Origin of the sequence: Salinicola halophyticus (genome assembly GCF_003206695.1) — a bacterium.
Taxonomy (GTDB): Bacteria; Pseudomonadota; Gammaproteobacteria; order Pseudomonadales; family Halomonadaceae; genus Salinicola; species Salinicola halophyticus.
On record NZ_PZJN01000007.1, the window covers coordinates 165,539 to 190,274 of the forward strand.

Annotated in this window: 24 protein-coding genes; 11 read left to right on the plus strand and 13 right to left on the minus strand. The window is 61.9% G+C overall.

What is annotated here, in order from left to right:
* Nucleotides 1–80: 80 nt before the first annotated feature.
* Together DOM58_RS17825 and zigA are read right to left on the minus strand one after the other, a co-directional pair.
* Entirely contained in the window at nt 81–1,397 is a 1,317-nt protein-coding gene (locus tag DOM58_RS17825) for a methyl-accepting chemotaxis protein (protein WP_110693059.1), read from the minus strand.
* A 471-nt stretch (nt 1,398–1,868) separates the two neighbouring features.
* Nucleotides 1,869–3,071, minus strand: coding sequence for a zinc metallochaperone GTPase ZigA (zigA, locus tag DOM58_RS12060; protein ID WP_110693060.1), 1,203 nt, complete (start codon nt 3,069–3,071; stop codon nt 1,869–1,871).
* Between the two features lie 234 nt (nt 3,072–3,305).
* Between zigA and phnD the strand changes: the two genes are divergently transcribed.
* The 4 genes from phnD to phnE (DOM58_RS12080) all read left to right on the plus strand — a co-directional run bounded on the left by phnD (nt 3,306) and on the right by phnE (DOM58_RS12080) (nt 6,776).
* Nucleotides 3,306–4,316 (plus strand): phosphate/phosphite/phosphonate ABC transporter substrate-binding protein, encoded by a 1,011-nt coding sequence (gene phnD / locus DOM58_RS12065; RefSeq protein ID WP_110693061.1) that lies wholly within the window; start codon nt 3,306–3,308, stop codon nt 4,314–4,316.
* 62 nt (nt 4,317–4,378) lie between these two features.
* Nucleotides 4,379–5,170, plus strand: a complete 792-nt coding sequence (phnC, locus tag DOM58_RS12070) for a phosphonate ABC transporter ATP-binding protein (RefSeq protein ID WP_075560584.1) — start codon at nt 4,379–4,381, stop codon at nt 5,168–5,170.
* On the plus strand, nt 5,167–5,967 hold the full coding sequence (gene phnE, locus DOM58_RS12075) for a phosphonate ABC transporter, permease protein PhnE (protein WP_075560583.1): 801 nt from the start codon (nt 5,167–5,169) through the stop codon (nt 5,965–5,967). Before phnC ends, phnE (DOM58_RS12075) begins: the two co-directional genes overlap by 4 nt.
* On the plus strand, nt 5,964–6,776 hold the full coding sequence (phnE, locus tag DOM58_RS12080; RefSeq protein ID WP_110693062.1) for a phosphonate ABC transporter, permease protein PhnE: 813 nt from the start codon (nt 5,964–5,966) through the stop codon (nt 6,774–6,776). Before phnE (DOM58_RS12075) ends, phnE (DOM58_RS12080) begins: the two co-directional genes overlap by 4 nt.
* Nucleotides 6,777–6,810: 34 nt before the next feature.
* Here the strand turns inward: phnE (DOM58_RS12080) and DOM58_RS12085 are convergent, their stop codons facing one another.
* Entirely contained in the window at nt 6,811–7,848 is a 1,038-nt protein-coding gene (locus tag DOM58_RS12085; RefSeq protein WP_110693063.1) for a CNNM domain-containing protein, read from the minus strand.
* Between the two features lie 151 nt (nt 7,849–7,999).
* Nucleotides 8,000–8,488, minus strand: coding sequence for a pyridoxamine 5'-phosphate oxidase family protein (locus DOM58_RS12090; RefSeq protein ID WP_075560580.1), 489 nt, complete (start codon nt 8,486–8,488; stop codon nt 8,000–8,002).
* A 297-nt stretch (nt 8,489–8,785) separates the two neighbouring features.
* Here DOM58_RS12090 and stpA point away from each other — a divergent pair, with 297 nt between their 5' ends.
* Entirely contained in the window at nt 8,786–10,060 is a 1,275-nt protein-coding gene (gene stpA / locus DOM58_RS12095; RefSeq protein ID WP_110693064.1) for a glucosylglycerol 3-phosphatase, read from the plus strand.
* A gap of 55 nt (nt 10,061–10,115) precedes the next feature.
* Here stpA and DOM58_RS12100 read toward each other — a convergent pair whose 3' ends face one another.
* The 3 genes from DOM58_RS12100 to DOM58_RS12110 form a co-directional block, all read right to left on the minus strand.
* The gene (locus tag DOM58_RS12100) at nt 10,116–11,864 is read right to left on the minus strand and encodes a DUF4153 domain-containing protein (RefSeq protein ID WP_110693065.1); all 1,749 of its coding nucleotides are present in this window, start codon (nt 11,862–11,864) and stop codon (nt 10,116–10,118) included.
* 12 nt (nt 11,865–11,876) lie between these two features.
* Nucleotides 11,877–13,541 carry a phosphoglucomutase (alpha-D-glucose-1,6-bisphosphate-dependent) gene (gene pgm, locus DOM58_RS12105; RefSeq protein WP_110693066.1) on the minus strand — a complete coding sequence of 555 codons (1,665 nt, stop codon included), beginning with the start codon at nt 13,539–13,541 and terminating at the stop codon, nt 11,877–11,879.
* 242 nt (nt 13,542–13,783) lie between these two features.
* On the minus strand, nt 13,784–15,016 hold the full coding sequence (locus DOM58_RS12110; RefSeq protein ID WP_110693067.1) for an MFS transporter: 1,233 nt from the start codon (nt 15,014–15,016) through the stop codon (nt 13,784–13,786).
* 79 nt (nt 15,017–15,095) lie between these two features.
* Between DOM58_RS12110 and DOM58_RS12115 the strand changes: the two genes are divergently transcribed.
* The 4 genes from DOM58_RS12115 (at nt 15,096) to DOM58_RS12130 (ending at nt 18,658) form a co-directional block, all read left to right on the plus strand.
* On the plus strand, nt 15,096–16,076 hold the full coding sequence (locus DOM58_RS12115) for an AraC family transcriptional regulator (RefSeq protein ID WP_110693068.1): 981 nt from the start codon (nt 15,096–15,098) through the stop codon (nt 16,074–16,076).
* 283 nt (nt 16,077–16,359) lie between these two features.
* On the plus strand, nt 16,360–16,779 hold the full coding sequence (locus tag DOM58_RS12120; RefSeq protein ID WP_110693182.1) for a YkvA family protein: 420 nt from the start codon (nt 16,360–16,362) through the stop codon (nt 16,777–16,779).
* A 107-nt stretch (nt 16,780–16,886) separates the two neighbouring features.
* Nucleotides 16,887–18,260, plus strand: coding sequence for a uracil-xanthine permease family protein (locus DOM58_RS12125; RefSeq protein WP_110693069.1), 1,374 nt, complete (start codon nt 16,887–16,889; stop codon nt 18,258–18,260).
* 125 nt (nt 18,261–18,385) lie between these two features.
* A complete protein-coding gene (locus DOM58_RS12130; RefSeq protein WP_075560573.1) occupies nt 18,386–18,658 on the plus strand; it encodes a hypothetical protein in 273 nt (90 codons plus the stop codon).
* A 25-nt stretch (nt 18,659–18,683) separates the two neighbouring features.
* On the opposite strand, the gene DOM58_RS12135 is transcribed toward DOM58_RS12130, so the two are convergent.
* Nucleotides 18,684–19,334: a hypothetical protein gene (locus DOM58_RS12135; RefSeq protein ID WP_223162174.1), complete on the minus strand. Its 651-nt coding sequence runs from the start codon at nt 19,332–19,334 to the stop codon at nt 18,684–18,686.
* A 223-nt stretch (nt 19,335–19,557) separates the two neighbouring features.
* On the opposite strand from DOM58_RS12135, the gene DOM58_RS12140 reads away from it, so the two are divergent.
* Nucleotides 19,558–20,133 carry a gamma-glutamylcyclotransferase gene (locus tag DOM58_RS12140; RefSeq protein ID WP_075560571.1) on the plus strand — a complete coding sequence of 192 codons (576 nt, stop codon included), beginning with the start codon at nt 19,558–19,560 and terminating at the stop codon, nt 20,131–20,133.
* 44 nt (nt 20,134–20,177) lie between these two features.
* Here the strand turns inward: DOM58_RS12140 and DOM58_RS12145 are convergent, their stop codons facing one another.
* The 5 genes from DOM58_RS12145 to DOM58_RS12160 all read right to left on the minus strand — a co-directional run bounded on the left by DOM58_RS12145 (nt 20,178) and on the right by DOM58_RS12160 (nt 23,642).
* The gene (locus DOM58_RS12145; protein ID WP_110693070.1) at nt 20,178–21,110 is read right to left on the minus strand and encodes a DUF808 domain-containing protein; all 933 of its coding nucleotides are present in this window, start codon (nt 21,108–21,110) and stop codon (nt 20,178–20,180) included.
* A 60-nt stretch (nt 21,111–21,170) separates the two neighbouring features.
* Nucleotides 21,171–21,497, minus strand: a complete 327-nt coding sequence (locus DOM58_RS12150; RefSeq protein ID WP_110693071.1) for a thioredoxin family protein — start codon at nt 21,495–21,497, stop codon at nt 21,171–21,173.
* Nucleotides 21,498–21,645: 148 nt separating this feature from the next.
* Nucleotides 21,646–22,182 carry a gamma carbonic anhydrase family protein gene (locus DOM58_RS12155; RefSeq protein WP_110693072.1) on the minus strand — a complete coding sequence of 179 codons (537 nt, stop codon included), beginning with the start codon at nt 22,180–22,182 and terminating at the stop codon, nt 21,646–21,648.
* A gap of 157 nt (nt 22,183–22,339) precedes the next feature.
* Nucleotides 22,340–22,513, minus strand: a complete 174-nt coding sequence (locus tag DOM58_RS17485) for a hypothetical protein (RefSeq protein ID WP_157957535.1) — start codon at nt 22,511–22,513, stop codon at nt 22,340–22,342.
* Between the two features lie 160 nt (nt 22,514–22,673).
* Complete coding sequence (locus DOM58_RS12160; protein ID WP_223162175.1) at nt 22,674–23,642, minus strand: zinc-dependent alcohol dehydrogenase family protein; 969 nt, start codon at nt 23,640–23,642, stop codon at nt 22,674–22,676.
* Between the two features lie 176 nt (nt 23,643–23,818).
* Between DOM58_RS12160 and DOM58_RS12165 the strand changes: the two genes are divergently transcribed.
* Nucleotides 23,819–24,721 carry a LysR family transcriptional regulator gene (locus DOM58_RS12165; protein ID WP_110693074.1) on the plus strand — a complete coding sequence of 301 codons (903 nt, stop codon included), beginning with the start codon at nt 23,819–23,821 and terminating at the stop codon, nt 24,719–24,721.
* Nucleotides 24,722–24,736: the final 15 nt, after the last annotated feature.

A 24,736-nucleotide genomic window follows, 5' to 3' on the forward strand; every position in this document is an offset into this window, starting at 1 on the left:
TTTGGCAATGGCCGCGCCTCACCGATAGCCGCAGAAGAAGACCTAAATATCCTCGGGGGCTGATCACGATATGCCCATATTCATGTCGCGCACCGCAGGGTCGGAGCGTTCTCAGCTTCGAGGTGAGATAGGGTCGATGTGACGTGAGCAATGGCACTGACGACATCGTTGGCCCCGGCACGAATCTTATCGATTGCATGACCGGCTTCGCCCGCCATGCGGACGCCGTTTTCCACGCTGCCCAGACAGGCCTGCATGCCACCGCTCACTTCGTGGGTGAGATCGCGCAGGCTGGCGACGGTGGCGGTGATGTCGCGAGTGGCCTGGGAGGTGCATATCGACAGCTGGCGTACTTCGTGAGACACCACCGCGAAGCCGCGGCCATGCTCACCGGCACGGGCCGACTCGATGGCGGCATTGAGCGCCAGCAGGTTGGTCTGCTCGGCGATATCGCGAATGCTTTCGACCACCGCGCTGATGTCGGCGGAGCGTTGCGCCAGGGAGTCGATCAGCTGCGAGGCAGCCGCAACCTGATCAGCGATACAACGAATTTCGGTGATGGTCTCGTCGATGATACGCGAACCGTCGCTGGCGGACGTTTCCGTGTTCGACGAAATGCGATAGGCCATTTGCGCGCTTTCATTCTCACGTGTCACGCGGTCGGTGATATCGGTCGCGAACTTGACCACCTTGTAGAGCTGCCCCTCGGAATCGAAGACCGGGTTATAGCTCGCTTCGAGCCACAGCGTTCGACCTTGCTTGTCGAGTCGTTTGAACTGCCCCGACATGAATTCACCCGCGTTCAGATGGACCCAGAAATCAAGGTACTTCTGACTCGCTGCATAATCGCGTTCGCAGAATATCCGATGATGCGTGCCTTGGAGCTCTTCGAGAGCGTAGCCCACCGTATTCAGAAAATTATCGTTAGCGGTCAAGATGTGTCCGTCGGGAGAGAACTCGATGACCGCCATGGCCCGGTCGATGGCGTTCAGCCGGCTGTGCATGTCCTGCTCATCGCGTACCCGCGCGGTGATGTCGGTCGCCGTCTTGACCACGCGAATGATCTTTCCACGACGGTCGCGGACCGGATTATAAGAGGCTTCCAGCCAGAGCGTGTGGCCGTCTTCGGCAATGCGCTTGAAACGACCGGTAATAAACTCGCCTTGCTGCAGCCGGTCCCAGAAGGCCGCGTATTCTCGACTCGCGGCCAGTGCCGGATCGCAAAGTTGGCGGTGGTGCTGGCCGATCAAGTCGACGCCACGATACCCGGTGATATCGAGAAAGTTGGTATTGGCGGTAACTATTATGCCCTCCGGAGAGAACTCGATGATGGCCATGGCACGATGGATGGCATCGAGCACGGCTTCATGATGACGCGGCGAGCGAAATAGGGCCATGTGCGGCGTTCCTTTATTATTCAATGAGTTCTTGACGACTCACTTGGAATTCTATGGTGGGCCTGAAACGGCGTTATTAGCGAGTGTGTTTCAGCCAGACTAAAGGCGTTGCCATCAATATCGACAGTACTGTCCGAAATTTTAGTCTTCAGGCAGCTAAACGCATGAATTAAAAACCGAAGTAATATTAGGGTCATGCTGACAGTCGCCGCGCGCAAGCCACTTTTATTCAGGATAATGGCATCGACGCAATACCCGTATTACGAATCGAGCACTTAGATGTTCCACTCAAGCTAGTTATCGATGAATTTAGTGATATCGATGAATCTAGCTATATTGATAAATAGAGATGTCGTACTGAAGAAAACACCGAGCCCTAAAAAACCCCGATACCCTTGTGAGGATAATCGGGGAAGCTCCGGTGGAGACCAGACTCTTGGCGGCCAGATTCTGGAGACGTCGAAAGCGTGATCAGACGGCGGCCATATCCCACTCGGGGAACGGGTCCGGCAGCGTCACCCAGTAGTCCTTGCCGCGCGCCAGTTCCTCATCACTCAGCAGACACGCCTCGAGCCGCCGGCGAATGTCGGCGGCATTCAGCCCCTGGCCAATGAACACCAGTTCCTGGCGCATGTCGCCGAACGGCTCCTGCCACTTCTCCAGGATCGAGGCGCGATACTCGGGATCCTGCGGCCAGCGCGATTCCGGCACCGCGCGCCAGAACAGGCCGGCGAAGCCGTGATGGGCGATACCGCCGGCCTGGCTCCACTGACCGGCGAACTGCGGCCGGCTGGCGAGCCAGAAGAACCCTTTCGAACGTAGCAGCTTGCCGTCGCCCCAGTCGCCGTGCAGCACGTCGTGGAAGCGCTGCGGGTGAAACGGCCGCCGCGCCTCGAAGCTGAAACTGGAGATCCCGTACTCCTCGGTTTCCGGCACGTGCTCGCCGCGCATTTCCTTGAGCCAGCCCGGCGCCTGCTGCGCCTTGTCGAAGCTGAACCGGCCGGTATTCAGCACCCTCTCCAGCGGCACCTGCCCGTTCTGAATCGCGATGATCTCGGCGTCGGGGTTGAGGCTTTTCAGTACCGCCTCGAGTTCACCCAGGGCGCGCGCATCGATCAAGTCGGCCTTGGAGATCAACAGCACGTCGCAGAATTCGATCTGATCGACCAGCAGGTCGGCGACGTTGCGCTCGTCCTCTTCACCCAGACTCTCGCCGGCTTCGGCCAGCGACTTGGCTTCGTGGTACTGGGAAAGAAAGTTGGCGCCGTCCACCACCGTGACCAGCGTATCCAGCCGGGCGACCTGGGACAGGCTCCGCCCCTGCTCGTCCTCGAAGGTGAAGGTCTCGGCCACCGGTAGCGGCTCGGAGATGCCGGTGGATTCGATCACCAGATAATCGAAGCGGCCCTCGTCGGCGAGCCGATTCACTTCGATCAACAGGTCCTCGCGCAACGTGCAGCAGATGCAGCCGTTGCTCATCTCGACCAGTTTCTCTTCGGCGCGATTGAGGTCGACTTCGCGCTCGATCAGCGCCGCGTCGATGTTGATCTCGCTCATGTCGTTGACGATCACCGCGATGCGCCGGCCGTCGCGGTTGTTGAGCAGGTGATTGAGAACGGTCGTCTTGCCGGCGCCGAGAAAACCGGACAGGACAGTAACGGGTAATGGTTGCATGAATAGTTCCGATGATATTTTTTATTATGTTATATCGTAACAATAGCGGCGACAACCCTGATTGATTGCTCGAAAACGAACATGAGCAGCGGTCATTAGCGAAAGTCGAATGCGCTTTTCGCCGGATATTGCGCACACTGTGACAAAACGATGACACCGAACGCGGCCTAACCAGACACACAACATGCGCGGCCGGTGTCGCTTATAACAACCTCCGTCTCAGGAGACGCTGCCATGCTACGACGCCTCAAACGATCCAAGTCACGCTCACTACGCCTTTTTCTCTCCTTACTGGCCACGCTGACGCTCGGCTGCGGTCTCGCCTTCGCGGCCCAGGCCGCCGATGAATGCCCGCAACGCGGCGATCTGGCGCCGATGTACTGCGATGCCGATGGCGATCTGGTCGCCGATGCGCCGACCGACGAGTCCCAGTACCTCGATCCCGATCCGCTGGTCTTCGCTTACACCCCGGTCGAGGATCCGGCGATCTATGCCGACATCTGGGAACCGTTCATCGAACACTTGCGCGACGTGACCGGCAAGGACGTGCGCTTTTACGCCGTACAGTCCAACGCCGCCGAGATCGAAGCGATGCGCAGCGGCCGCATTCAGGTCGCCGGTTTCTCCACCGGGCCGACCCCGTTCGCGGTCAACCTGGCAGGCGCGGTGCCCTTCGCGATCATGGGCAGCGACGACGGCGAGTTCGGCTACACCCTGCAGGTCTATACCCGCAAGGACAGCGGTATCGACGAGCTGAGCGATCTCAAGGGCAAGCGTGTGGCACACACCTCGCCGACTTCCAATTCCGGCAACCTGGCGCCTCGCGCGCTGTTCCCCAAGCAGGGCATCACCCCGGACGAGGATTACGAAGTGGTCTATTCGGGTTCTCATGACCAATCGATGCTGGGTGTGGTCGCGGGTGACTATGACGCCGCACCGGTGGCCTCCGAGGTGGTCGATCGCATGGCCGAGCGCGGGCTCTACGACCCGGATGAGGTCAAGATCATCTTCGAATCCAAGCGCTTCCCTACCACTTCCTATACCTACGCCAATAACCTCAAGCCGGAGCTGATCGACAAGATCAAGAAGGCGTTCTTCAGCTTCGACATGAAAGGGACGGAGTTGGGCGAAGAGTTCGACGGCGTGACCAAGTTCGTGCCGGTCACCTACCAGAAGGATTGGGAAGTCATTCGTGACATCCAGGATGCCAACGGCGTTGTCTACTCCCAGAAAAACGTCGAATAACCCGGCCTGACGGCGCTTTCTCTCATGAAGGACGATGGCGCCGTCAGCCACGAGGAATCCCAATGCTGCGCATTCAGAATCTGGTCAAGCGTTACGGCCATGGCGAGCCGGTGCTGCGCGGGCTCGATCTCGACGTGGCCGGCGAATCGGTCGTTTCGATCATCGGCGCCTCGGGGGCGGGCAAGAGCACGCTGCTGCGCTGCATCAATCGGCTGGTGGAACCCACGGAAGGCAGTATCGAGCTCAACGGTCTCGAACTGACCCATCTCAAGCGGGAAGAGCTACGCAAGGCGCGCCGGCGTATCGGCATGATCTTTCAGGGCTTCAATCTGGTGGACCGGCTGACGGTGATGGAGAACGTCCAGTGCGGACGCCTGGGTTACATCCCCTACTGGCGTGCTGCCCTGCGCAAGTATCCGGCCGAGGACATCGAGCGTGCCTATCACCTGATGGAGCGCGTAGGTATCGCCCACTACGCCAACAAGCGCGCCGATGCGCTGTCCGGCGGCGAACGTCAGCGTGTCGGCGTGGTACGGGCATTGATGCAGCAGCCGGAGATCCTGCTCGCCGACGAACCCACGGCGTCACTGGACCCGGTCAGTTCCCGTCAGATCATGGAACTGTTGCAGACCCTCGCCCAGGAGCTCTCGCTGCCGGTATTGATCAACATCCATAACGTGGCCGAGGCGCGGGAATATACCCAGCGCATTGTCGGCATGCGGTTCGGCAAGCTGATCTTCGACGGCAAGCCGGCCGATCTCGATCAGGAGGCGATGGATGCCGTCTACAACGGCACGCCGGGTGAAGATCGCCGGCAGGCCGATGCCGGCCAGGCACAGGCGGTCATGTCATGAACGCGACGAGCGAACGCCGCACCTGGCGCAAGCCGCCGTTCATCGCCAACCCGCTGTTGCGCTGGGGGCTGGTCATCGGGGTCGTGGTCTATGCGATCTGGGCGATCTCGATCCTGCCGTTCGATCTCGATCGCATAAGCCAGGGCATGACCCGCGCCGCGCGGATCTTCTCCGGCGCCTTCCCGCCCAACTTCGATCGCTACGAGCTGCTGATCGACGGTTTTCTCGAGAGTCTGCAGATCGCGATTCTAGCGACACTGCTGGGACTCGCACTGAGCGTTCCCATCGCCTTCATGGCAGCGCGTAATATCGCCGCCAAGCCGATTTACCTGCTGGGGCGTGCGATCATTATCATCGCGCGCAGCTTCCACCCGGTGATCGTGGCGATCCTGTTCGTCAAGGCGGTCGGGTTCGGCCCGGTGGCCGGCATTCTGACCCTGACGCTCTACTCGATCGGCTTCGTCGCCAAGATGCTGGCTGAGCGCATCGAGGAGATCGACTGGGGTCAGGTGGAGGCCCTGCGCGCCAGCGGCACGCGCTACATCAGCGTGCTGCAGTTCGCGGTGCTGCCGCAGATCATGCCGCGCCAGATCGGCCTGGGCATCTATCAGCTCGACAGTAATCTGCGCGCCTCGGCGGTGGTCGGCATCGTCGGTGCCGGCGGGATCGGCTCGACGCTGATGAACGCCTTCGGACGCTACGACTACGACTTCGCGCTGGCGATCACGCTGGTGATCATCGGCGTCATCCTGATCAGCGAAGCGGTCAGCGGGCGAATCAGGAGGAACATCGGATGACCATCCAGACGACCCCGAACGTAGCCGAGCGCACCTGGGCACGCTATACCCCGCAGCAGCGCTGGAAACGTCTTGCCATGATGCTGGTGGTGGGCGCTGCCGTGGTATGGGCGGTGGAGAGCATCGATATCATCTGGCCGTGGGTGTGGGGCGCCCCTGCCCAGGTCGGCGATCTGTTCGGCCGCATGGTGCCGCCGGATGTGAGCAATATCCGCGCGATCCTGTGGGCGCTGGTCGAAACGCTCAACATCGCCACCATCGCCACCTTCGTCGCCGTATTCATGTCGCTGCCGATCGCTTATATCGCGGCCCAGAACACCACGCCCAACCGCTTCACGCTGTGGCTGGGGCGTTTCATTCTGGTCTCGAGCCGATCGGTCAACACGCTGATCTGGGCGCTGCTGTTCGTGGCGATCTTCGGCCCTGGCGTGCTGGCGGGGATCATCGCGATCATGTTCCGATCGATCGGCTTTCTCGGCAAACTGCTGGGCGAGGCGATCGAGGAGATCGACCGCCGCCCGGTGGAAGCGCTGGAAGCCACCGGCGCCTCGCGCGCCAAGGTGGTGCTCTACGCCATCGTGCCGCAGGTCATCCCCACCTTCTTCGCGATCAGCATTCTGCGCTGGGACATCAACCTGCGCGAATCGACCGTGCTCGGCCTGGTCGGCGCCGGCGGCATCGGCGTGATCCTGCAGGGCGCCATCGATACGCTGGCCTGGCAGACCGTGGCGACCATTCTACTGGCGATCATCGCGCTGGTGATCCTGGGCGAGGCACTGGCCGCCTGGCTGCGCAAGAAGGTCATCTGATCCTGCCCCCGGCAATGGAGGGCTGCCGCCGAATTCAGGTCGGCGGCGGCAGGGCGGATTCGTCGCGCTTGATTCGCTTCAACCAGCGCTGCTTGGCGTACTTGCGCAGGTTGTGGACGTTGTCGGTCTCGTCGACGATGTCCTGACCCAGGATCGTCTCGATCACGTCTTCCATGGTGATCACCCCCACCCAACTGCCGTGGTCGTCGTAGACCACGCGCATGTGGTTGTGATTCTTGAGCATGGCGGCAAAGACATGCTCGACGCTATCGGCCTCGTCGACGGTGGAAACCGGATGCATCAGCGACTTCAGCGTCTGCTCGTCTTCGGCGTGATAGGTATCCGCCTTGTGGATATAACCCAGCGCGTCCTCGGCACCATCCATGATCGGAAAACGAGTGAACGGGGTCTTGCCGTAGCGACGATCGAAATCGGCCACGGTCATATCGGGGGTCACCGTCTCGCAAACCGTTCGCGGCGTCATGACGTTCTTCACCAGAATCTCGTGGAGATTGAGAATATTGGTGATGGTGCGCGTCTCGTCCGGATCCAGCGCCTTCTCCTCTAGCCCGATCCGCGCCAGGGCCTTGATCTCACCGCGCATGTCGACGTCATTCTCGCTCTTGGCGATGCGATTGGTGATCATCTCCGAAAGCCAGATGAAGGGCAGCAGCACCAATACCATGACGCGCAGAATCCGCGGCAGAAATGGCGCCAAGGCTCGCCAGTAGCTGGCGCCGATGGTCTTGGGAATGATCTCCGAGAAAATCAGGATGCCGAACGTCATCAACGCCGAGGCAATCGCCACGTGAGCATCGCCGAACACGACCGCTACCTGCGCACCGACGCCGGTCGCCCCCACGGTATGGGCGATGGTGTTGAGGGTCAGGATCGCCGCCAGCGGCCGGTCGATGTTGGACTTGAGCTTGTTGAGCTTGTCGTGAAGCTTGGGGCGGGTGTCCTTGAGCTGCGCGATATAGCTCGGCGTCAGCGAAAGCAGCGCGGCTTCCAGCACCGAACAGACGAAGGAAAAACCGATCGAGAGAACGACGAATGCCGTCAGCAGAAACATGGGGGGTCGCTATGTGACTTATGAAGACTCTTTATCCTGACTTGGCGCACGGCTGTCAATGATACCGATTGACGCACCGCTTCCAACGTCAACGCCGCCAATGNNCATTGGCGGCGTTGAGTAGACAAAGTGCCTGAAAAGGCGACAGACGTCAGTGACCGAATTTCTCGTTTTCACCGATATCCGGCTTGTGATCCTTCTTGATATTGGCCTTGGCGAACTCGTAGAGCTGGAACGTCTTGCTGTCCCGGGACTGCCAGTGCTCGCCGAAATGGATGTCGATCTCCATCATGGTGATATCGGGATCTTCCTTGCCACCGGTGAACCACGCCGCCACGAACGGATTCCAGTATTTTTCGATCAGCTCGGGGTCGTGGTTGAGACGCGCCGTGCCCGACATCGATACGTAGACGCCGTCATCCTGATCCGAGAAGGAGAGACAGACATCCTGATCGGCTTTCGCCTCGAATGCCTTCTCCGCGCTGCGCCGGGTATAGAACCAGAGCGTGCCGTCGTAGGCATCCTGCACCAGATGCATGGGGCGTGAACGCGGCACGCCATCGTCTAGGGTCACCAACATGCCGACCTTGATCTTTTCGATCAGCTTCCAGATCTTCTGCTTATGCTCGGGACTGGACATTATTGCCTCCTGCTAATGTTGCCCTATCCGGGGTTGTCCCCGTTTCGGGCGATCAACACGCCATCCGGGCGTGAGCGTCTTGCGGCTAACCTATCTGGCGTCGTTGCGATCGACGCATCTTTCGATCGGCCATCACCATGGCCACCGGTAAAGACTCATAGCAGCCTAGTCGCGCCTTCCCGGTCGGGCAAACCCGCGCTACTCGTTGCGGCCGCTGCCGTTATACTGGTGACGAACCGTGGCTCCGAGCCTGCATCATTCGCCCTCATTCATTCGCCTTCGACCCGGACGCTCATCATGTCCCTGACTCGTCCCTTCTCTCTCGACCACGCCGCCCTGCTGGACGAACTGGCGGCTACCGACAACCTGCTGATCATTCAGGATCTCGACGGCGTCTGCATGGGTCTGGTCGGCGATCCGTTGACTCGACGCCTGGAGCGTCGCTATCTCGACGCCGCGCGCCGGCTCGATGGCCACTTCTACGTGCTGACCAACGGCGAGCATATCGGCTCGCGCGGCGTGAACGGCATCGTCGAGGCGCTGTTCGAAACCCGGGACCGCGCCGGTGAACAGGGGCGTTATCTGCCCGGCCTGGCCGCCGGCGGCGTGCAGTGGCAGGATCGCTTCGGCAATGTCAGCCATCCCGGCGTCACCGACGCCGAGCTCGCGTTCCTCAAGGCGTTTCCCGCTCAGGCCGAAGCATTTCTCGAATCACTGCTGTCCCGGCCGCCCTACTCGCTGCCGCCGGACGTGCGGCGCGATCTGATCGCCGCCGCGGTGCTCGACAATCTGGCGTCGCCGACACTCAACTTGAACGTCTTCCATCACCACTGGCGGGCCGATCCGGCGCATTACCGGACGCTACAGGCCGCCGTCGCCGACTTCATGCGAGAGCGCCTCGACGCTGGCAATCAGGCCGGTCTCGATCACGCCTTCTTCGTCCACTACGCCCCCAATGCGGGCCAGGACGACAACGGCAATGAACGATTGCGCGAGAGCGACGGCGTTGCCAATGGCAACGCCGGCACTACCGATTTCCAATTGATGCTGCGGGGCGCCGTCAAGGAAGTCGGCGTGCTGATCATTCTCAACCGCTACTACCATCGCCACACCGGTGAATATCCGCTGGGCGAGAGTTTCAACGCCCGGGAAGCGCCTCGCGATTACGCCGCGCTGCTGGCGCTGGCGCGCGATCACTTCGATCCGGCGCTGATGCCGCGCATCGTCGGCGTCGGCGACACCGTGACATCATTCACACAGGACTCCAAAGCCGGATCGCAGCGACAGCGTGGCGGCAGCGACCGCGGCTTTCTGACGCTGGTCCAGCAGCTGGGGAAGGCTTTCGACAGCGGCAACCGGGTGCTCTACATCGACAGCAGCAGCGGCGAAGTACGCCGTGCCGGTGTCGATGCCGAGCGGCTGGCGCAACATGGCGAAGACCCGAGCGTCGAACTCTGGTCGGCGCTGGAGGGGATCAGCGATCCCGATGACGCCCTCGAGCTGGATGTGATTTTCCCCCGCGGTCACGAACAGTACATCGACTTCTTCTGCGAGCTGGTCGCGCGGCGGTGACTCGACGACGTTGATTCGGCGGCGTTGATTCGGCGGCGTCGATCGACAACGTAGATCAGCGCCAGTCCTTCGCGTTTACCAGTATCGTGCCGGAGAGATGATCCAGCGTCGGCACGGGGCCGTTGGAACCGCTGACCGTTTCCAGCACCAGCCCCAGCCGCACGCCGTCTTGGCGCAGTGTGACCAACTCCGGCTCGCTGTCAGTGCCGCTCGATGTCGCGGTCATCTCGGGAAGCAGATCGAAACGCGATGTCCTGGTGGCCGAAGAGACCCGCAACGTCCGCCCTTCCAACTGCAGACGCAACACTTCCCCCGACGACAAGGGCGCTTCGATAACATTCCCGGCTGACATATCGATGCCGCTCAGTAGCAGATCGAAGCCCTCCAGCGCGATCCCCGCCGTGCCTGAATAGACGCGAGAGAAGTAGGACGAGCCGCTGCCTGCCTCGATGGCCGTCGACGGATCGAGTTCCCAGGCCCGCGCCACCGTTCCAAAGCTCAGGGCTTTCTCGTTCGATGACGTGTCGTTCGATAACTTGGCGCCGGCCGGTGCCACCCGCGCCAGCGCGTCGACATTCCGAAGATAACCCAGCGCCGCCAGGGCTTCGCCGGTCTGCTGCGGATTTCTCGCGGGCTGCTCGACGATCGTCAGAAAGCGCTCGCTCTGGCTGCGAATCGATGTCCACTCGGCACCCTGCGGGCCGAAGCTCGCCAACAGCATCGCCAGCACGGGAATCGCGGCCATCGGTCGAATATCGCCTCGCCAACGCGGAAAACTCTGCAACGCCGCGATGATCGCCAGCACCAGTGCCAGCGCCGCCAGCAGATAGCGCTCCGGTGTCACGCCGTAGGCTCCGATACGCAGTGTCAGCGCCATGGTCAGCAACAGCAGCGGCACCGGCAACAACCACGGCCAGTGGCGCAGGAAAGCACTCGTTAGCGCCCGCGCGCCGCGCATGAAAGGCCGGCAGATCACCAGCGCAGTCACCAGACAGATACCGAACCCGGAGACAAGCCAGCCGCTTTGACCACTGGGGAGCGCGCCAACCAGCAGACATTTCGCGGCATAGACATGCAGGATCACGGCGTAGACGAGAATCAGCGGCGCGGCGACCCACTCGCCGAGCACGCTGACCGCTCTGGCCGACAGCGTATCGAGACGGCAGTCGGCGGCGAGATCGAATCTCCGAGGTATCAATGCCAACCAGAACAGGGGGGCGAACAGCAGCGCCGTCATCGCCGCCAGGTGCGCATAGAGCTCGAACGGCACCTCGAGCCCGAACAGCAGGTTCAGACTGACGAGAACCAGCGAGATACCGCCCCCGAGCAGACTCCAGCCAATGGCGGCGAGCAGAAAGGCGAAGGTCAGGCGACCCAGCAACCCTCGAAACGATTCCCCGCTGCCCCCCGCCAGGTAGGGAGCGACCGGAATCAGCGCGACAAGCGCGAACGCCAGCAGCCACGTCGAGGTATGCAACGCGTCCTGAAACCAGACCAGACAGAACCCGCATGCCCCGGCGATCGCCGCCGCGAGCTGGCGAACGCCCGGCCCGATCATCTCGCGCCGGCGCGTCACGGCCTCGAAACCCAGCGTGGCCGAAAGCGCGGCCGTCGCGGCACATGCGAGTCCCACCAGCACGCGCCACGCGGCATCCGCCGGGCCGATCTCTTCGATCAACAGGTTGGCGACGAACGTCGCGGCCAGAAGCCACGCGATCACCACCGGGAAGCGCAACAGCACCTCCCGATAGCTGGCCATCTCTCGCAGGCGTTGCCGCCAGCGCTCTTTGCTGCGCGCCGACATACGGTTCGCCGCTTAGCTCGCCAGCACCTCGTCGACCAGCGCCTTGGCTTCCTGCTGAATCTGCTTCAGGTGCGCTTCGCCTTCAAAGCTTTCGGCGTAGATCTTGTAGACGTCTTCAGTGCCGGACGGGCGCGCGGCGAACCAGCCGGCGTCCGTGACGACCTTGAGCCCGCCAATGGCGGCGCCGTTGCCGGGTGCTTCGGTCAGCTTGCGAGTGATCGGATGGCCGGCCAGCGTCTCGGCGGTCACCTGCTCCGGCGAGAGCTTGCCGAGCTTGGCCTTCTGCTCGCGGTTGGCCGGTGCGTCGACGCGCTCGTAGACCGGCGCCCCGAAGCGCTCGGTCAATGCCTGGTAGCGTTCGCCCGGATCCTTGCCGGTGACGGCGGTGATCTCGGCGGCCAGCAGGCCCAGGATCAGGCCATCCTTGTCGGTGGACCAGGGCTTGCCATCGAGTGTCAGGAACGAGGCGCCGGCGGACTCTTCGCCACCGAAACCCAGGCTGCCATCGATCAGGCCGTCGACGAACCACTTGAAGCCTACCGGCACCTCGATTACTTCTCGGCCGATGCCTTCGGCGACGTAATCGATCATCGACGACGACACCAGTGTCTTGCCGATGGCGGCCTTGTCGCTCCAGTTCGGGCGATGGGTGAACAGATACTCGATGGCGACGGCGAGATAGTGGTTGGGATTCAGCAATCCCGTGGAACGGGCGACGATGCCGTGACGATCGTGATCGGTGTCGCAGGCGAACGAGACGTCGAAGCGATCCTTGTTCTCGATCAGCCCGGCCATGGCGTAGGGCGACGAGCAGTCCATGCGGATCTTGCCGTCCCAGTCGACGCGCATGAAGCGGAAGGTCGGGTCGACCGTGGTGGAGATCACCTCCAGCGGCAGATCGTACTTTTCGGCGATCCGCGGCCAGTAGTGAACGCCGGCGCCGCCCAGCGGATCGACGCCGAACTTGAGCCCGGAGTCGCGAATCGCGGCCATGTCGATGACCTTGTCGAGGCCGCTGACGTAGCTGTCGATGAAATCGAAACGCTGGGTCGTCGGCGCTTTCAGCGCTTCGGCGTAACTGATCCGCCGAACGCCCTCGAGCCCGGCGGCGAGCAGTTCATTGGCGCGTTCCTGGATCCACTTGGTCACGCTGGTATCGGCGGGGCCACCGTTGGTCGGGTTGTATTTGAAGCCGCCGTCCGTGGGGGGGTTGTGGGACGGAGTGATCACGATGCCGTCGGCCAGGCCACCGGTGCGGCCCTGGTTGTAGACCAGAATCGCGTTGGAGATCGCCGGCGTCGGCGTGAAGCCGACGTCACCGCCGGTTTCCTCGCAGCCGGCGTCGATTCGCGTCTCGATCCCGTTGGCCGCCAGCACTTCCAGCGCGGAGACGAACGCCGGCTCGGACAGCGCGTGGGTGTCCATGCCGATGAACAGCGGCCCCTCGATGCCCTGGGTGTCGCGGTACTCGCAGATCGCCTGGGTCGTGGCCAGAATGTGCCACTCGTTGAAGCTCGTCTTCAGCGACGAGCCGCGATGACCGGAGGTACCGAACGCAACCTGCTGACCGGGATCGCTGACATCGGGGCGTTCGCTGTAATAGCGCGACACCAGCCGTGGAATATTGGCGAGGCTGTGTTCGTCGGGCAAGCGTCCTGCTTGGGGATCGATACTCATCGTCGGTTCCTTTCGATGGTCCTTGGGGACAGATTCCCTATAGCAGACCATCATCCCCGCCCGACAAGCAAGATGAGCTCGTCCATGCTGCCGGTTTACTTGAAGCCCACGGTCATCCCCCACTCATCCGATCTGCTCATCCCCGCCATTCACTCACGCTAGCCATCCGCGCCATTCATTCGCGACGGCCATCCGCGATGGTCATCCGGCCCGGTCGGCCGGACTGCAGCCTTCGTCACTCGTTACTGGCAGCTGGTCGCCACGGCATCGCGATCGGCCGCTGCCTCCGGCCGCGTCCTGACGGCCACCAGGATCAGCGCAGAGGCGGCCAGCAACAGCGTGCCGGCCGTCGCGCACACGCCCAGCACGCCGCTGATATCGAACATGACCCCGCCGACGGCAGCCCCCAGCGCGATCGCCAACTGAATCGAGGCCACGATCAAGCCACCGCCGCTCTCGGCTTCGTCCGGCACGATCCGGGTGATCCAGGTCGACCAGGCAACCGGCACGGCGCCGAAGGCGAAGCCCCACAGCGCCACCATGATGGCGTCGGTGGTCATCGAGAAGCCGCCCAGCGTGGCCAGCAACCAGCCCATCACGCCCATGATCAGCGGCATCATCAAGAGTGTCAGACGCAGGCTCCGCTCGAGCAGGTAACCCGCGGCCAACGTGCCGATGAAGTTGGCGACGCCGAACGCCAGCAGGGTTGACGAGAGCTCGTTGATGCCCATGCGGGAAACGCCTTCGAGAAACGGACGGACATAGGTGAAGAACGCGAAATGGCCGCAGAACACCAGCAGAATGGCCACGATGCCGGCCGCCATGCCCGGTCGCTTCATCACGCTGACCAGCGTACCCAGCGGCGTCGGCCGTCCGGGCTCCATTCGCGGCAGGGTGAAATACTGCAGAACCAGCGTCACGATCGACAGCGCCGTCGCCAGCAGGAACACGTTGCGCCAGCCGATCATATCGCCGAGATAGCTGCCCAGCGCGGCGGCGCTGATGGTAGCGATGGGGACTCCAGTGAACAGCAGCGACAGCGCCCGCGGCACGTCATGCTCCGACACCAGCCGCATCACCGTAGCGGCGGACAGTGCCCAGAACCCGCCCAGCGCCACGCCGAGCAGTACCCGGCCGACGAGCAGCCAGGCCAGGTGCGGCGCGAACGCGACCACCAGATTGGCGGCGATCATCAGCACGGAGAATCCCAGCAGCACGTGGCGACGATCGAGTCGCTGCGTCACGGAGGTCACCAGCAAGCCGGAGAGCAGCGCGACCACTGCCGTCACCGTGACCGCCTGCCCGGCCTGACCTTCGCTGATGGCCAGCGAGTCCGCCATCGGGGTCAGCAGGCTGGCCGGCAGAAATTCCGCCATCACCAGGCTGAAAACGCCCATCGTCAGTGAAAACACGGCGACCCAAAGCGATGGCGTGGGCGGCTCGGGCGTCGAGAATTGAGTTTTTGGCGTCGTCATTTCGAGATTCCAATCAAGACTTGGGATGACGCCTAGACTAAAGTAGTATCGTAGGATCCTCTATCACTAAAACTCCGGCATGATTGATCAAAAGTCCGAAATCATTGCGCCCGTCGATGCCCCGTTGCGCTCCAGCGAATGGATCAATGAGCTGCTGCTAGGCATGCGTCTGTCCGGGCTGAACTATCGGCGCGTCCAGATAGCCCCGCCTTTCGGCATCCGTTTCGATACCGATATCCGCTGTGCGCAATTTCATTTCGTCGCCCAGGGGCCTGTCCTGCTGCGGCTCGGCGGTGACGAACAGATTCTGGAGACAGGCGATGCCGTGCTGCTGCCCCGGGGCGGCCAGCACTGCCTGCTCTCCTCGTCCGAGGTAAAGAGCCGCGACATCGAACAGATCGACGCGCTGCCGCTGTGTGATGACTTCAGTTGCGTCAATGAATGCCCCGACACGCTGGACGGCACGCCACCGGTACGCCTGTTCAGCGGCTGCATGCAGTTCGATCTGGGCGGTATGCAGCCGCTGTTGACGCTGATGCCCGCGGTGATGCATGTCGGCACCCTGCTCTCGCGCTACCCGGAGATGCTGCCGATGCTGGAGGCGATGGCGCGCGAAGCGAGTCTCGAGCGGGCCGGCGCCGCCGGCATTCTCTCGCGGCTGGCCGACGTGGTGGCTGCCAGCATCGTGCGAGGCTGGGTCGAGTGCGACTGCGCCGATATCGGCGGCTGGATCGAGGCATTGCGGGACCCGCGCCTGGGCAAGGTTATCGCCGCCGTCCACCGCGAGCCCGGACGCGACTGGACGGTCGCTGCGATGGCGGCAGAAATGGGCAGCTCGCGCTCGGTGTTCGCCGAACGCTTCCGCGGCTCGCTAGGCGTCTCGCCGCTCGGCTACGTCACCCAGTTACGGATGCGCCTGGCCACGCAGTGGATCGCCGAGCGGCAGCTATCCATTGACCAGATTGCCTGGCGCCTGGGCTACGGGTCTCAAGCCGCGTTCAGTCGCGCGTTCAAGCGCGCCACGGGCAGGACGCCGGGGGCGGTTCGCAGCCACCGATGAATAGGAATTCACTGTGGCGCCACGCCATCGGCGTGATCTACCCGGCGAAGAAGCCGGCGTCCATCATGTCAGGCGCGAACCGTCACGGACGCTTTCCGCGATCGTTGTGCCGCCTCCGCCGTTCTCACTAGACTGTAGCGACTGCCTGCCACGACGGATCGCCATCATGCCCCTGTTTAACCGTGACCGACTTTTTCGCGGGCGAACGCCCGAAGCTCCGGGCGATATCGTGCACGACGACACCATTCGGCTGCCGACGGAGCCCGGCGAGACACGGCCCCTTATGACACAGGCCTTTAAGACACAGGACTTTGAGACACAGACCCTCGAAACAGAGGCCGTCGCCCCTCAGGACGTGAGTGCGCATCAGGGCGTCTACAGCGACGAGCGCTTCTGGCGCAAGCTGACTCGCTTCGGCAAGCGCGCCGGCCGCGAGGTGGCCCTGAAAGCGCTGCAGCTCTATTTCGTGCTCAGGCGCCCCGACGTGCCGTTCTGGGCCAAATCGACCATCATCGGTGCGCTGGGTTATTTCATCTCGCCGCTGGACGCGATTCCCGATTTCATCGTCGGTGTCGGCTTCACCGACGATGCCAGCGTCCTGGCCGCAGCGCTGGTGGCGGTGTCGATCTACATCGATGAAGACATCAAGCTTCAGGCGGAGTCCGCCCTGGCGCACTGGTGGCCAAACGAACGCGAGACATGAAATCGTACCGGTCGCCTCTTGCCGGTTCAGCGACTTTTTTTGTACACAAAAACGCTCTAGAGTAGATCACCAAAGAGAGACAACAACAAAAGACTTTGGAGTATTCAATGACTCATGACACCGCCGCGGCGCGTCGAAATTCGGACAGCCAAGGCCGCCACCATGCTAAAGACAGCGAAAGTCGGTTACGCGACGTCGACTATTTCCCGCCGCTGAGAAAAGCCATTCCACTTGGTATACAACATGTGCTGGCGATGTTCGTCAGCAATGCTGCCGTGCCACTCATCATCGCCGGCGCCGCGGGCCTGTCCGGTGCGGATACCGTGTTCCTGGTGCAGATGGCGATGTTCGTGGCAGGCATTGCCACGCTGGTCCAGACGCTGGGTATCGGCCCGCTGGGGGCGCGCCTGCCGATCGTGATGGGGACCAGTTTCGGCTTCGTGCCGGTGATGATCCCGATCGCCGCGGCCCAGGGCCTGCCGGCGGTCTTCGGCGGGGCGCTGATCGGCGGCCTGGCCATGGCGGTGGTAGGGATTTTCTACAAACGCCTGAGCATCTTCTTCCCGCCGGTGGTATCCGGCACCTTCGTGCTGCTGATCGGCATCTTGCTGCTGCCGGTCGGTTTTGCCTACGTCGGCGGCGGCGTCGGTGCCGAGGATTTCGGTGCCCCCCACCATCTGTTGCTGGCCGCGCTGGTTTTCATCGTCACGGTGGCGTTTCACCAGTTCTGCCGCGGGTTTCTCTCCGAAGCCGCGGTGCTGATCGGCATTTTGGTCGGCTGCGTGGTCGCGGCACCTTTCGGTCTGCTCGATTTTTCAAAGGTCGGAGAGGCAAGCTGGTTCCAACTGCCGATGCCGTTCGAAATCGGCATCAGCTTCGATCCGGCGGCGATTGTAGCGATCACGCTGATGTCGGTGGTTACCTGCGCCGAATCGATCGGCGATATCTCCGGCACGGCGATCGGCGGTGCCGAGCGCGAGGCCACCAAACGCGAACTGTCCGGTGGCGTGATGGCGGACGGTCTTTCCAGCAGCTTCGCGGCACTCTTCGGCGCCTTCCCTCAGATCAGTTTCAGTCAGAACGTGGGTCTGGTCGCCCTCACCGGTGTCGCAAGCCGCTTCGTCGTCGCCATCGGCGGCGGGTTTCTCGTCCTGGCGGGTCTGGTTCCCAAACTGGGCGCGCTGGTATCGGCGATTCCGGCTGCCGTTCTGGGCGGAGCGGTAATCATCATGTTCGGCATGATCGCCAGCGCCGGGGTGAAAATGCTCTCCCACGCGGCCTTCAACAAGCGCAACATGCTGATCGTCGGCATTTCCCTGGCGCTGGCAATCGGTCTGCCGGCTCAAAGCGGGCTGTACGAAGGCGCGCCCCAGCAGATCGGGGTACTGCTGGAGTCGGGGCTGATCCCGGGGGCACTGGCGTCGATCGTGCTCAATCTCGTGTTGCCCAAAGAGAGCCGTGACTCCAGCAACGATCGATGACCGCGTGTCTCAACAATGATTGGCAAGATTTCACCGGTGTTGAAGACAACCCATCGCCGATCGGTCTACCCTGAATTGGTTAGACGTGAATGAAATTGGGCCAACTCGGCAGCAAGGAGCATGCCATGGGCATTTATTGCCTGACATTCGACAGGCCGCTGGGAAGAATGGACAGCCACCGACTGGAATCGATGCTCAAACGCTTCGAGTCCATACCGCTGTTTCGCACGACCTGGCTGATCGAGTCGACCGACCCGATCGAGTTCCTGCGCTCTCGGCTGAACCGGGCCTTCGGCAAAAAGACCCGTTTCTTCATCACACGCTTGAGCGAACCCTGGTGTACCGACGGTATCGGGCCGGCCGGCAAGTGGCTGAGCGACTCCCAGCGCCAGTGGTAAATCAATCAGCGGCGCAGACGAAAGCTCAGGCCTCGGCTGCGTCCCGCACGCCCTGAGTGTCCTTGGCCAGTTTGCAGCGTACCAGTGCCGCCATCAGCTTGGGGTAATCCTCCCGCGAGACCTTGTTGGCTAGCTTGGCGGCATCGGCCTTGAGTCCCAGCTTCTCGGCGGCGGAAAGCGCGGCCTTGTCGGCGTAGGGATAGCACTCGTCCCAGACCAGCTGGATCTCGCGCAGAAAGATATCGGCCCCGGTGCCACCGATCCCCTTGAACGCCTTGAGTCGCTTGCGAAGCGCCTTCGGGCTCCCTTCCGCTTCCTCTCGCAGCTTGCGCAGATCGCCGCCGTACGTCTCCAGCAGTGCGGCGTTCATATCCGCCAGCTGGGTAGCCGTCTTTTCGTCGACGCGCGCATAGCCGGATTCGTTGAGCACCCGCGCCCGGGTTGCCCAGTCGCTGGCCTTCAGTTTCTGCGGCGTCGTCCAGCCGGCCTTGGCCATCGCCTTGGCACCGCGCATCGCCAGATCGGCACTGATCGGCGCACTGGTCAGCAGCGAGTAGCAGAGCAGACGAAACAGCGGTGACGGCGTGTTCCTGCGCAGGTCGACGCCCAGCTCACTGGCGAAGGTTCGCCCATGGCGTTGCATCAGCGTCTCGATGATCCGTTTTTGACTGGCCATGCTAGCTCCTGGAAGCGAAGACGGAGTTTCAACGGCGATAGAGTTCCAAAGATGATAGAGCTTTAAAGATGACAAAGCTTCAACATGGCACCATCACGCCGGCTGTCAAATCCGCAGGGAGTGTCGTCAGCGAGTCGCAGAGGCAGCTGCCAGCGACCGGCCTTGAGATACACCGCTTGCCACCGCATATTGCCCATTCTTCAGCGTTTCACACCGGAGTCCCATGTCTTTCGATACCACTGCCCACAACCGTCGGATGACCTACTTCGACGACCACGACTCGGTATGGCTGTTCGGCTACGGATCGTTGATCTGGAAGGCGGATTTCGACTATCTGGAGCGTCGACCGGCCTCGATTCGCGGCTGGACGCGGCGCTTCTGGCAAGGCTCTCACGACCATCGCGGCACGCCGGAAGCCCCGGGGCGGGTGGTGACGCTAGTGCCGGACGCCGAGGCCATCTGCCACGGCATGGCCTACCGCATTCCCCCCAGCGTGTTCGAGCCGCTGGATATCCGCGAAAAGAACGGCTATCTGCGCGTCGTGACAGAGATGAGCTTCGAGGATGGCTCCGCAGACGATGTCGAACAGGCCGAGGGTGTGGTGTATCTGGCCGGGGAGGATAACGCCGCCTATCTCGGCCCCGCCGATGAAGCAGCCATGGCCCGGCAGATCGCTGAATCGCATGGCCCGAGCGGCCCCAACCGGGACTATCTGCTCAACCTCGCCGCGGCGCTGCGCGAGCTGGGGTTCGAGGACGCCCATGTGTTTGCCCTGGAGCGCGCCCTGCTCGCGGAGTGAAAGGTGTCCCCGATCACTCGCACGGCGGGTGACCAGGCCATTCGTCAGTGCCCGTTGCCGGATCTGAGTTTCTTGATCAGTTGCACCACGCCGAGCACGATCGCGCCGGCGATCAGACCGCAGCCGAAGTTCAACAGCATCGGCGTCAGCGGTTGAATGATCGCGCCGACGCCTGGGATATCTCCGGGGAGCTCGGCAAGATCCTCGATGGCATGGTGAATGAAGGGGACGCCATGCGTCAGGATGCTTCCGCCGACCAGGAACATCGCGATGGTGCCGACGATCGACAGCAGCTTCATCAGATAGGGGGCGGCCCACAGAATCCCGCGACCGATTGATTTCGCCAGCGACGAGGCTCGCTCGGTGAGATAGAGACCGAGATCGTCGAGTTTGACGATACCGGCTACCAGGCCGTAGACGACCGCAGTAATGGCAATCGCAATAATCGCCAGGACCACGACCTGCTGGGTGAAACTGGCACTCGCCACCGAACCGAGCGTGATGGCGATGATCTCCGCCGAGAGAATGAAATCGGTGCGTACGGCGCCTTTGATCTTGTCCTTCTCGAACGCCAGCCGCTCCTCTTTCGATTTCAACTGCGCGGCAGCTCGGACGTCTTCCTTGCTCGCCTCGGCACCACCGTGCAGAAACTTGTGAGCCAGCTTTTCCGCGCCTTCGTAACAGAGAAACGCACCGCCCACCATCAGCAGCGGCGTGATCAACCACGGCGCAATCACACTGATCAACAGCGCCGCCGGGACCAGAATCAGCTTGTTGCGCAGCGACCCTTTCGCCACCGCCCAGACGATCGGCAGTTCACGGTTGGCGCGAACGCCGGTGACCTGCTGGGCATTGAGCGCAAGATCGTCGCCAAGAACACCTGCCGTTTTCTTGGCGGCCACCTTGGTCATGAGGGAGACGTCGTCGAGCAACGTGGCGATATCGTCGAGTAGTGTCAGTAGACTGCCTGCGGCCACGAAGAATCCTCTATCGGTCGGTCAAGAAACGGGCGAGAGCGCCAAGCGTAGCGGAAATTCTCAAGGAGACGTGACGATTTTCGCCAACGCCTGCTGCAAGGGTTCTGCCGACTCCGGCCGCACGCAACGCGCAACCTCTTCGCCGTCACGAAGGAAGATCAGCGTCGGCCAGAGTTTGACGCCAAATGCACGCCCGAGCGGTCGGCCCTTGCCGTCCTCGATCCTGACGTGCGGCAGATCATCGAGCCCTTCGAACGCTTCGGCGATCAGTGGCTGGGCAGCCTGACACCAAGGGCACCAGGGCGCGCCGAATTCAACGACTGCCGGGCCAGGAATGTCGCGCAGCGACTCCCGATCGGGTTCGTCGGTGGTGTAATCGATAGTCATGTTCTCTCCTCGAACGCGGTTGTCTCGCGCCCTAGACACTGTAGCTGTAAAAACACGAAACCCTCGCCGACAGCGAGGGTTTCGTCATGGTTTCGATGGCAAGCGCGGCGAGACGACGGTTCGGGCAAGCCGGATCGGGAGGCGAACGTCAATCGACGTCCAGACGTTTCAGCCCGCGAGCGAATGCCTGCCAGCGTTCGACGTAGTGCGCGGCAGACGCTTTCAATCCCTCGACCGCCTTGTCATCGAGCGTGCGCACGGCTTTGGCCGGCGCGCCGACGATCAACGAATTGTCCGGAAAGGATTTCCCCTCGGTCACCAGGGCGTTGGCACCCACCAGGCAGTTGTTGCCGATCTCGGCGCCGTTGAGCACGGTCGCGCCCATGCCGATCAATGTATTGTCGCCCAGTGTGCAGCCGTGAAGGATCGCGTGGTGGCCAATGGTGCAGCCACGACCGACACGCAGCACGAAACCGGGATCGGTATGCAGCATGCAGCCTTCCTGGATATTGCTGCCCTCGCCGACCACGATCCGATCGTTGTCGCCACGAATCACCACGTTGAACCACACGCCCACGTCCGCTTCCAGTTCGACCTGACCGATGACATGGGCGCTCGGCGCGATCCAGTAACGGTTGTCGTCCGGTAGCGTCGGTACCGCATCGAAATAGGCATAGACAGGCATGGGCAAGGCTCCGCCGGGGAAAGTGAATCCATCCTCGCCTGCGCTGGCGTTCACTGCCAGCCGACTTTAGCGCTAGAGACCGGCCCGGGAACACGAGAAAGCCCCGCTATCGGTCTGATACCGGGGCTCTCGATCATTCGACACCTTCACGCGGCATTCAGACCGGCTCGTCGTCCTGCTTATCCTCGCTGGTCACGGAGGAGGTAACGCTGGTGCCACTGTAGGAATTCTGATGCTGGCTGGCTTCGCTCTCCGCAGCCATGGAAAACGGCAATACGGCGGAGACAACGATGGCGGCCAACATCGAAAACAGTTTATTGAACGCTTTCATGACCACTCCTCTTTCATGACCACTACTGGAATAAAAAGACGCCCTGCGACGTTCTGCCGCGACGCCTAGTTAGCATGCTAAACGAATTGCCATTCGTCAAGCTCGGAATGGTCGAATGCCCGCGACACCCACGCTACGTCAGCATTACGACCTCGATGCCTCAATCGCCGACACGGATCACGACCTTGCCGATATGACGAGCTTGCTGGAGATGCTCGAAAGCACCTTTCGCTTCTACGAAAGGGAAGACTCGATCGATGATGGGTGCGATAGCATGGCATGCGACGACGTGGGCCACGGCCTCCAGCATCGGTCGGTCCCCCACGTTCACCGAGCGAATCCGCGCCCCACTCGTCATCAGGTCAAAATAGTCAATGCCGGGGTTCTCTTGTCCCAGGAAGCCGACCAGAACGATTTCCTGATCGAAGGCGATCGCCTTCAACGACTGACCAACGGTAGCCGGGCCACCCACTTCGACAATGCGATCCACCCCACGCCCATCCGTCAGCTCGCGTACGGCCGCGCCCCAATCGGATTGTTCGGCATAATTGACCACCGCATCGGCACCCAGTGCTTTCAAACGTGTGGCCTTTCCCGGGGAAGAGGTCGTGGCGATGACCCGAGCCCCCAGAGCGCGCGCCAACTGCACCGCGAACAGAGATACACCGCCAGTACCCAACGTCAATACCGTATCCCCCGCGCGGATGGGTCGTGGGCCGGCGAGCGCATTCCACGCTGTCACCGCAGCGCACGGCAACGTCGCGCCCTCTTCGAACGAGAGTGCATCCGGCAGCCTCACTACCGCCTCCTGCGAGACCACCTTGTACTCCGTGAGCCAACCGTCCAGTTGGTTACCATAGCAACCCTCCGCACGCCCCGGCAGTCGGGGGCCGCCGAACCAGCGAGGGGTAAAACTGCCCATGACACGATCACCGACGCGAAACTCTTCAACTTCCTCACCGACCGCCACTACTTCGGCAGCGGCATCGCTGACCGGGATCAAGCCTGCACGCCCAGGCCGAAGGTAGGTGCCTTCAACCAAAGCGATATCGCGATAATTCAGTGATACGGCTCGCACGCGCAGCAGGAGCTCGCCGCGTTGCGGTGAGGTCCGTGGTTCTTCATGCAAGCTCAGACTGTCCAGGCTATCGAGTGAGTCGAAACGATAACTCTTCATCAATACGTCCCTCGGGATGAGATCAATCGACGGTATCGGTTCACCGCCTCACGCATCTCCACTCTATAAACCTGATATATATTGATAAACGGACCAGAAATTGAATCACTTACCATGAAAAGTTGATAATGAATCTATTCAAAGCCATGCATTTGTTCGTCTTGATCGTGGATCGCGGCAGCCTCACTGCGGCAGCCAACGAGCAGAAACTCTCCACGACCATGGTCGGTAATCATCTGAAAGCGCTCGAGACGCATCTGGGCATGACGCTACTCAATCGCACCACGCGGCGGCAGCATCTGACCGAATTCGGCGTCGATTACTATGCCCGTTGCGTCGAGATACTCGCCAGGGTCGAAGAGTCGCAGGCAATGGCCCAGGCGGCCGTTGCCGATCCCAGCGGCCAATTGCGCGTCTCCGTGCCGCTGGCTTTTGGCGTCGATCAGCTAATGCCGGCACTCACCGATTACACCCGACACTATCCTCGGGTCAGCCTTGATATCTCGGTCGGCGATAGACTGGTGAATCTTGTAGACGAGGGATTCGAGGCCGCGATTCGCATCGGAAAGCCTCAGGAAGCGGGCTGGATCGCCCGTCCGTTACGATCACAGCGTCTGGCATGTTGCGCCAGCTCCACCTATCTCGAGGCACGAGGCACACCTCGGTGTCCGAGTGACTTGGCGGCCCATGACTGTCTGCTCTACAGCTACAAGGTGGGCGCAGCGTGGCGCTCGCCTCGGCGAGAATGGAAACTGCGGGACTCGGGTAGCGATATCGTGGTGCCGGTTGGTGGTCTACACCAAGCCGATAATGCGCCGGCCCTCAGGCGCATGGCGCTGGCCGACATGGGCATCGTATTGTTGCCGGAGGCGTTGGTGGCGGAAGATATCGCAGCCGGCACGCTCGTCAGTTTGTTGCAGGACAACCTGCCACCGCCACGACCGCTCCATCTACTCTATCTGCCAACCCCTTATCCCTCACCCAAGTTGAAGAGCTTCGTTGACTTCGTCATCGGCCGATTCGGCCAATAAAGTAACGTTCGCTAA

What these genes read in the sequence shown, in the direction of transcription:
- phnE (WP_075560583.1), top strand. Translation starts at nt 5,167, where the DNA reads ATGAACGCGACGAGCGAACGCCGCACCTGGCGCAAGCCGCCGTTCATC.
- DOM58_RS12120 (WP_110693182.1), top strand. Translation starts at nt 16,360, where the DNA reads ATGACACAGGCCTTTAAGACACAGGACTTTGAGACACAGACCCTCGAA.
- DOM58_RS12140 (WP_075560571.1), top strand. Translation starts at nt 19,558, where the DNA reads ATGTCTTTCGATACCACTGCCCACAACCGTCGGATGACCTACTTCGAC.
- DOM58_RS12100 (WP_110693065.1), bottom strand. Translation starts at nt 11,864, where the DNA reads ATGTCGGCGCGCAGCAAAGAGCGCTGGCGGCAACGCCTGCGAGAGATG.
- DOM58_RS12165 (WP_110693074.1), top strand. Translation starts at nt 23,819, where the DNA reads ATGAATCTATTCAAAGCCATGCATTTGTTCGTCTTGATCGTGGATCGC.
- DOM58_RS12125 (WP_110693069.1), top strand. Translation starts at nt 16,887, where the DNA reads ATGACTCATGACACCGCCGCGGCGCGTCGAAATTCGGACAGCCAAGGC.
- zigA (WP_110693060.1), bottom strand. Translation starts at nt 3,071, where the DNA reads ATGCAACCATTACCCGTTACTGTCCTGTCCGGTTTTCTCGGCGCCGGC.
- phnD (WP_110693061.1), top strand. Translation starts at nt 3,306, where the DNA reads ATGCTACGACGCCTCAAACGATCCAAGTCACGCTCACTACGCCTTTTT.
- stpA (WP_110693064.1), top strand. Translation starts at nt 8,786, where the DNA reads ATGTCCCTGACTCGTCCCTTCTCTCTCGACCACGCCGCCCTGCTGGAC.
- DOM58_RS12135 (WP_223162174.1), bottom strand. Translation starts at nt 19,334, where the DNA reads ATGGCCAGTCAAAAACGGATCATCGAGACGCTGATGCAACGCCATGGG.
- DOM58_RS17825 (WP_110693059.1), bottom strand. Translation starts at nt 1,397, where the DNA reads ATGGCCCTATTTCGCTCGCCGCGTCATCATGAAGCCGTGCTCGATGCC.
- DOM58_RS12090 (WP_075560580.1), bottom strand. Translation starts at nt 8,488, where the DNA reads ATGTCCAGTCCCGAGCATAAGCAGAAGATCTGGAAGCTGATCGAAAAG.
- DOM58_RS12110 (WP_110693067.1), bottom strand. Translation starts at nt 15,016, where the DNA reads ATGACGACGCCAAAAACTCAATTCTCGACGCCCGAGCCGCCCACGCCA.
- DOM58_RS12085 (WP_110693063.1), bottom strand. Translation starts at nt 7,848, where the DNA reads ATGTTTCTGCTGACGGCATTCGTCGTTCTCTCGATCGGTTTTTCCTTC.
- DOM58_RS12130 (WP_075560573.1), top strand. Translation starts at nt 18,386, where the DNA reads ATGGGCATTTATTGCCTGACATTCGACAGGCCGCTGGGAAGAATGGAC.
- phnC (WP_075560584.1), top strand. Translation starts at nt 4,379, where the DNA reads ATGCTGCGCATTCAGAATCTGGTCAAGCGTTACGGCCATGGCGAGCCG.
- DOM58_RS12150 (WP_110693071.1), bottom strand. Translation starts at nt 21,497, where the DNA reads ATGACTATCGATTACACCACCGACGAACCCGATCGGGAGTCGCTGCGC.
- DOM58_RS17485 (WP_157957535.1), bottom strand. Translation starts at nt 22,513, where the DNA reads ATGAAAGCGTTCAATAAACTGTTTTCGATGTTGGCCGCCATCGTTGTC.
- DOM58_RS12115 (WP_110693068.1), top strand. Translation starts at nt 15,096, where the DNA reads ATGATTGATCAAAAGTCCGAAATCATTGCGCCCGTCGATGCCCCGTTG.
- phnE (WP_110693062.1), top strand. Translation starts at nt 5,964, where the DNA reads ATGACCATCCAGACGACCCCGAACGTAGCCGAGCGCACCTGGGCACGC.
- pgm (WP_110693066.1), bottom strand. Translation starts at nt 13,541, where the DNA reads ATGAGTATCGATCCCCAAGCAGGACGCTTGCCCGACGAACACAGCCTC.
- DOM58_RS12155 (WP_110693072.1), bottom strand. Translation starts at nt 22,182, where the DNA reads ATGCCTGTCTATGCCTATTTCGATGCGGTACCGACGCTACCGGACGAC.